We start from the raw sequence: 7,315 nt of genomic DNA, 5'->3' as shown, positions 1-7,315 counted from the left end.
TACAACCACAAGACGTCATACGAGATCATGAGTACTGTCTCGTGGGCTCGGAGATGTGTATAAGAGACAGCCTTATTTGCTTTATTATTGCAAATCAGCACATTGTTATTAACAATCTGATTTCCTGTGTTTTTCACAAAATCTTGCTCAAAACGTATTTTTTTGAATCGGAATTCTGCTTATTTTTAGTCGAAGCGCGCCAACTCTTGGAATTTTATATACCAAAAAGACCGAGCCTTTAAGGCCAAATCTGTAAATTTGTATCATGCTCCAGCAACCCGTTAGAAACATACAGGATTTTTTACTCAGTACTTATTTCGCCGACGGTTTGCGTATCACTTTTGGAGTGCTCTGTCCCTCGCTTGTTTTGGCACAGTTCGGGATGTTGCAATATGGCATGACCCTATCGCTGGGGGCTTTGTGCATTAGCGTAGTTGACTCTCCCGGACCCATTGTGCATCGCCGCAACGCCATGCTGGTTACCACGCTACTCTTGTTTGTGATTTCTATTGTGGTGGGCTTAACCAACAAGAGCGTTTATTTTACGGGTACTTTACTGGTTATTTGCAGCTTTATCTTTTCCATGTTTTTTTTGTACGGCGCCAGGGCAGCTTCTGTGGGTACCTCGGTTTTGCTGATCATGGTATTGAGCATAGACGACGTGAGGCCTTGGCAACAGGTAATTTTTTATGCCATGTTGGTCTTTGCCGGAAGCATTTGGTACACATTGCTCAGTTATTTTATGTACCGTATACGCCCCTATCGACTGGTACAGCAAACTTTGAGCGATTCGATTCTGGAAGTGGCCGAATTTTTAAGGGCAAAGGCCAAATTCTATCACCAGAATACCAATTACGAGAAGAACTATGCCGAATTGCTCCAGCTACAGGTTGATGTGCACGAAAAACAGGAAGAAGTTCGCGAAGTACTTTTTAAAACCCGCGAATTTGTAAGGGAATCGACGCCGGAAGGCAGGTTTCTCCTCTTGGTTTTTGTAGATATGGTCGACCTGTTTGAACAGGTCATGTCTACCTACTACAATTACAAGCAGTTGCACGAGCAGTTCGATTCGGCCGGCATTTTGCCCAGGTACGAAAGGGTAATCAATAAAATCGCGGTTTCGTTAGACGAGATTGCCTTTGCGCTTAAAAGCGGCGGCACGCCTTCCCTCGCCCATCGTCTGGTAGAAGATGTGGCTAAGCTGAAGGCCGCAATTACCGAAATGGAAAGCAATAGCGAGCAGAAATACAATACTTTGGGCTTGATTGCCTTGAAAAATATTGAAGTCAACATCGAAAATATTGTGGGCCGCGTTAAAACCATCAACAGTTATTTCAACAAAAGCGAGAAGAAAAAACTGACCAAGCGCGAAATAGACGTAGAAAAATTTGTAACGCGCCAAAGCTTTGATGCCAAGCTTTTGCTGGACAACCTCACCTTCAGCTCCTCAACCTTTAGGCACTCGCTGCGTGTGGCCATTGTTATGCTGATTGGATTTGTGGTGGCCAAAAGTCTCGATTTTGCCCATAGCTACTGGATTTTATTGACCATACTGGTGATTTCGAAACCTGGCTTTAGCTTAACCAAGGAAAGAAACTACCAGCGTTTGATCGGAACCGTGGTAGGCGCTTTTATCGGGATGGGCATTTTGGTGTATATTCACGATAAGCATACGCTTTTTGTGATTTTGCTGATCTGCATGATCGGGTCTTACAGCTTTCAGCGCAAAAACTATGTGGTGAGCGTGCTGTTCATGACCCCTTACATTCTCGTGCTTTTCGATTTCTTAGGCATGGGTAGCTTATCTATTGCCAGGGAACGAATTTATGACACACTGATTGGTTCTGGAATTGCACTTTTGGCCAGCTACTCTTTATTCCCCAACTGGGAACACGAGAAGCTAAAGGAAGCGATGATTGAAATTATAGCGGCCAACACCAAATATTTCGAGCAGGTTACGCTTCTTTATTTCGAGGAAAGCCCTAACCTGACCAACTACAAATTGGCCCGAAAAGGGGTTTATGTAAGTTCTTCAAATTTATCGTCGTTGTTTCAGCGGATGTTTTCGGAACCCAAAAGCAAGCAACTGTACATCCAGGAACTGCATCAGTTTACCGTACTAAACCATTTGCTGTCATCGTATACGGCTACCTTATCGCTGTACAAAAAGGAACATGCTTTTGTGCACCTTAATTTTGAAGAACTGAGGCCCATGATAGATAATACGGTTTACCTGCTCAATCATTCGGCAACCAATCTCAAAATCCATAAGGAAGAGCCCAGCAACGTACCACTAATCAGGCGTAAGCACGAAGAAGGCCCGCCCGGAGAAAATCAGACGATGATTATTGAAGAACAGTTTGATTTGATTCAGAAGGTAGCCTACGATATTTTTAAGTTGAGCGAAAAGATCAAAATCTAGCAGCAAACATTCATTTTCAAACAAGTTCATATCCATTTTGTTAATTAAGGGATTAATACGAAATGATATGGAAAAATTATATACGGCATCTGTTACGGCTATAGGCGGTAGAGATGGCCACATTAAATCGAGTGATGGCATTTTAGATTTTGATTTAAGGAAGCCCAAAGAAATGGGTGGTCAAGGTGGGGCAAGCAATCCAGAACAACTTTTTGCGGCGGCCTGGGGTGCCTGTTATTTAGGGGCTTTAGGGAGTGTGGCGGTGCATGATGGCATTGATGTAAGCGAAGCCCATGTCAATGTGCATGTTTCCTTTAACAAAGACGGCAATGCTTTTGTGCTCTCTGCCGATTTAGATGTTCATGTGCCAGGCATCAGCCATGAAGAAGCACAGCAACTGGCAGACAAGGCGCATCGGGCATGCCCTTATTCGAGAGCAACCAGAGGCAATATCGAAACAAGGGTTACTGCAGTATAGTTTAAAGCCCTAATTCCAAGACCTGGTTCTGCTCGCGCCATAATACGTACAGGGTATTTTTAAAGACCCTCAATTTGCCATGAATGTAACTGGTTACAATATCGGCATCGCTAATGTATTCTGGCGAAAGGTAATGAAGAATACCTTTTTCTGTAGAAACAAACAGGGTTCCATCGGCAGCTATGGCTATGCCGTCTATTTTGAGATCGAGCTTAATTACTTCTCTTGATACTTTAGGTCCATAATAAACCACCGTGTGGCCAATGGCCATGACTACAGCTGTTGTGGTGGTGGCCATATCGTTAATGGCTATTTCGCTTTCAAAGAAGAGCTGCAATTCCTTGCCGTTGTACTTCCAAACCTTCCAAAGCTTGTCTTGCCTGCCCATAATATACATCAGGTTCTTATTTACACATCTGATATTGTAGCTGCCACCAGGTAGATATGCCAATAATACCGGAGTATTGTTTGTTGCGGCCCCATTTAGCTGCAACAACATTTTCTTCCCCTCTTTTTCGGCGATCAGGTATACCGAAGTATCATTGGGCAGGTAATCGATGGCATGAACAATGCTCTTAGCCGATGGGGCCAAAAACCATTTTTTCCAGCCCGCAATGTAAATGCCTCCCGCAATTGGCACAACCGACAGGCCGGGATCGATAACCGCAAAATTATGGATGGCATGGCTAACTTTGGGAAACAGACTCTGCTCAAAGGGCTTGTTGATGTTGATCAGTTCTTTTACATCTATATTTTGGGCCTTTACCTTAAAGCCGAGCAGGAAGACCAAAAGCAAACAAATGTTGCCCCATTTAATTGTTGCCATTTACGATAATTTTAATGTCTTCAACCGGACTTTTTTTCTGCATTACATAGTGACGCAGCAAACCAAAGGTTTTTTTAGGCAAAGTTTGCCAAAACTCTTTATCTATCGCCTCTATCTCGCTGGTATCGCTGGCGTCAAAGGCGTCAAATAACTTTCCAACGTGTCCCCTGATCTCCTTATGGTATTCGGTTAGGGTAATGGCGTCGTACTTTTTGACTTCAGCCCTCGATTGTTCGAATATGCTGGTGTACTTTTTAAGTACAGGGTCTTTGTCTACGAAATCCTGCAGGTATTTCGTGGCGAACTGTCTGGATTTCTCTTCGATTTTGCCAATGATCCTGTCTTTAAAGTTCTTGGGATTGAGGTCATCCTTTAATCCGTTAAACTCCCTGCTCAATGCCGCTTCTTCTTCATCTTTTGAAGGTGTGATGCCAAAAATGGTAGCCACGTTGGCTACTTCGTAATCTACCCATTTCTCTTTCAGGCGCTTACCCCTTTCTTTAATGTAATTGGTAAAACTTTCCAAGCCATTTTTGAGATAGGGCGACGGCTGGACCTTTTCAAAAGCAGCCTCGGCCAAAGTTCTGCTGTTGGTATTTTTTACTACTTCTCTTGCATCGCTCTTGTAGTTGTCTTGGGGTACATCATCAAGGGTATTGTTGGCGCGGTGCTGGTCTAGCTTTGATTGGGTATTGGCATTGTTATCAGCCATTTCATTATTGAGCTGTGCCTGGTTGGCGGCCAGCAGGTTGTCTTTTTGCTGTTGCAGCAGGCGTTGACGTTCCAATTCGGCTAATGCCTGCTGCTGAGCCAAGGCTTGTTGCTTTTGTTTTTCGTTTGCGGCAGCATTGGCATTGACGGTAGCCATTTGCTGCTGCTTTTTCTGGTCGGCTTCCGCTAAATCCTGCTGCCTTTGTTGGGCTTGTTTGGTAGCGCTCAGGTATTGGGCATTTATGCGCTCGCAATCTAACCTTTTGCCATCCACGCTATTTTCGAGCTGACTGATTTTATTGTTATATTCCTGCTCTTTTTTAGCTATCTGCTCTGCCGTTGCGGCCACTACCCTCCTGCCGCTTTTGGCTCCTGCCGCAATATGGCTTTGAAAATCGATGCGGTCTTGTTTTTCAACTTCCGTTTTGCTGCGCTTGCAATCGCTACAAAAAAGGCCTTGGCGAAACTCTTCTAAAGAGGTTTTCTTATCCTGCCTCATGGCCATGAGCTTTTGGGTTAAACTTGCTTTTTCGGCATTGCAATCGTCAAACCGCTTTTGGTAACTTGCCCTATCTACCTCTTGCGCCAGGGCAAACATTGGCCATAATAAACTCATCAAAAGCAATTTTCTCATAGCGACATGTATTTGGTGGCAGTAGACCTCAGGTTGGCAATTTCATTTTTTAAACGCTGGTTGTCAGCTTTGAGCCGATCGGCTTTATCGTCTTTTACGCTTGAGGATACCTTGCCAAAAATATTGGTAGCAGCACCAAGCAAAGTGCCTGTTTGACTGCCTTGCACGGCACTATCGTTCATGAGTTTGCTGCCCAATGCCGATACGTTTTGCATATTGCCAGACCCTCCTATCAGCCGTTCGATTTCGCTATTGTTGTATTCGTAAATCTTTTGGAGGTTATCGGCCATTTCGTTGCACATCATGTTCAGGCGTGCCCTGGCCTTTTTCTGTGCCTGTTTGGCTATGGCGTCTTTAGCCTCTGTATCGCTGATCTGTACATAAATGGTATGGGCCTTATTTTGTGCAGCCGTTGTTGAGTAATCGGTATAATTGGCGTATAGTTTGCGTTTATAAGGCGAAACATAGTTTTTTTCGTTTTTAATATCGTCGTATATTTCGGCTATTTTAAGCAAACAAGTCATTGCTTTTCCAGTCCCCGTAAACGCTGGATTATCGGTAACTGCCCTATAGGATTTCTCTGCCAGGCCATAGTCTTGGTTTACTTCAAAGAAACGACCCAATTCGAAAAAGGCATTTGGATCGTTTTTGTCGCAGGCCGCATACAGGTTTCTAAACTGCGCCCTCGATTTATAGGGCAAGGGGAAACTGGTAAAATTGAGGCCAAAATCGACATCAAAATAATTCATTTTTGCCTGCGGCAGGTTCCTGCGCAAGTTGATCAGCGATTGCCCGTTAACCGGCGAATTCTGCAGGTTGAGCATGGTTACCGACGTAAGCTGGCCAGCGGTAATGCGAATGTCTTTTATCTTGTTGCCACTGAGGTTCAGTGTTTTGAGACTGGGCAAGGTAAAGAGCGACGAAGGTACGGCTGTAAGGTTGCTGTTGCTAAAGTCGATGGTTTCCAAACGCTTAAGCTGCGCTATTTCTGTAGGGATTTGATTGAGTTCTAATCCAGCAATAACCAGTGTTTTTAACCGCTGGCATTGCAATACTGCCGTTGGAAATTCGGTTAGCCTTTTGGTATTGGCTTCGGCATTGCTCATGCTAATGGGCTTCTGGTATGTGAGGTACAGTTCGTACAAGAGCTTAAGCTCACCAAAGTCTTTAGGAAATTTTAGGAAAGTTGCCGGAATGGTCAGGGCGCGAAGCTTGGCTAAACGTCCGATAGAATCGGGTAAAGCGGTAATTTTGGTTTGGTCGATGTTGAGCTCTTCCAATTGGGAAAGATTGTAAAAAGAGGCTGGTACCTCCTTAATGGGGTTATCGTTCAACCTAAGGTTTTTGAGGTTTTTATAGCCGCTCAGCTTCTCGAGCGACCGGATGTCGTTTCCTGCCAGGTTTAACTTGGTTAATGCCGGCAATTGGCCTAGGCTAAGTGGCATTTCGCTCAGCCTGTTGTCTTGAAGCGAAATGATTTCCAGTGCATTTGTACTCGGGTCGTAGCCTTTTTCGAAAGCGCAACTCGAAATCTGGTTATTCGCTAAACTCAATTCGTTCAGCTTGGCCAATTGTAGCAATTGTACCGGAAACCTGCCAAATTTATTGCCGTTGAGCGAAATAAAAGTGATATTCGACTGTTTGGCTTTGGCCATTTCTTCGTCGCTGAGCTTGATACTGGATAAACCTGTACTGTCTAATAGCAGGTATTTAAGCGATGGGAGCTCTAACAGTTCGACAGGGAACTTCTTTAAAGGATTGTGTTTAAGATTAATCAGGACTACGTTTTGAAATTTTTTGATTTCTGGAGGCAGTACCTTCAGCAGTTGCTTGCTTAGGTCGAGGTATTCTACTTGTTCGGCCACAGGCAAGGCTTTGGCAATCGTAACAAAACGCTCCTTCTGCTCATAGTCTACATAGCTAGGCGGCCTGGCCACCACCGGAGGTTCTGGTTCGGGCATGGGTTCTTCTTCCTCTTCTGCCTCCATGGGTTTAGCCGGTGCAGGTTTTGCGATTGTCTTTATCTTGCTGGTTTTGCTTTTTGTACCTGTAGTTTTAGCGGGCTTTTTTTTGGTGGCCTGCTGTGCAGCACCAGGCTGCACGGCCACACAGAGCGTTAGGACAAATACGAAGGCAATTAACCTTAAAAAGGTAGGCGAAAGACGTTTTAGGATTTCCATAACTGCGCGTCAATTGATTAATAATGAACCAAATTAGCTAATGCAAAAGCACCTGCGAAATCGA

Annotated in this window: 5 protein-coding genes; 2 read left to right on the top strand and 3 right to left on the bottom strand. The window is 44.4% G+C overall.

The features are described from left to right. Nucleotides 1–265: 265 nt before the first annotated feature. Entirely contained in the window at nt 266–2,422 is a 2,157-nt protein-coding gene (locus JHD69_RS09365; protein WP_199139636.1) for an FUSC family protein, read from the top strand. 67 nt (nt 2,423–2,489) lie between these two features. Continuing rightward, nucleotides 2,490–2,900 carry an organic hydroperoxide resistance protein gene (locus JHD69_RS09360; RefSeq protein ID WP_199139634.1) on the top strand — a complete coding sequence of 137 codons (411 nt, stop codon included), beginning with the start codon at nt 2,490–2,492 and terminating at the stop codon, nt 2,898–2,900. A 1-nt stretch (nt 2,901) separates the two neighbouring features. Here the strand turns inward: JHD69_RS09360 and JHD69_RS09355 are convergent, their stop codons facing one another. The 3 genes from JHD69_RS09355 to JHD69_RS09345 are packed head-to-tail and all read right to left on the bottom strand — an operon-like array spanning nt 2,902 to nt 7,251. Further along, nucleotides 2,902–3,726, bottom strand: a complete 825-nt coding sequence (locus JHD69_RS09355) for a hypothetical protein (protein WP_199139632.1) — start codon at nt 3,724–3,726, stop codon at nt 2,902–2,904. Beyond that, nucleotides 3,713–5,071 (bottom strand): hypothetical protein, encoded by a 1,359-nt coding sequence (locus JHD69_RS09350; protein ID WP_199139630.1) that lies wholly within the window; start codon nt 5,069–5,071, stop codon nt 3,713–3,715. Before JHD69_RS09350 ends, JHD69_RS09355 begins: the two co-directional genes overlap by 14 nt. Further along, nucleotides 5,068–7,251, bottom strand: a complete 2,184-nt coding sequence (locus tag JHD69_RS09345; protein ID WP_199139628.1) for a leucine-rich repeat domain-containing protein — start codon at nt 7,249–7,251, stop codon at nt 5,068–5,070. Before JHD69_RS09345 ends, JHD69_RS09350 begins: the two co-directional genes overlap by 4 nt. Nucleotides 7,252–7,315 lie beyond the last annotated feature (64 nt).

It is taken from the genome of Pedobacter sp. ASV12 (assembly GCF_016429155.1).
GTDB lineage: Bacteria > Bacteroidota > Bacteroidia > Sphingobacteriales > Sphingobacteriaceae > Pedobacter.
Note: the sequence above shows the minus strand (reverse complement) of the source record. Positions and strands in the feature narration are given on the sequence as shown.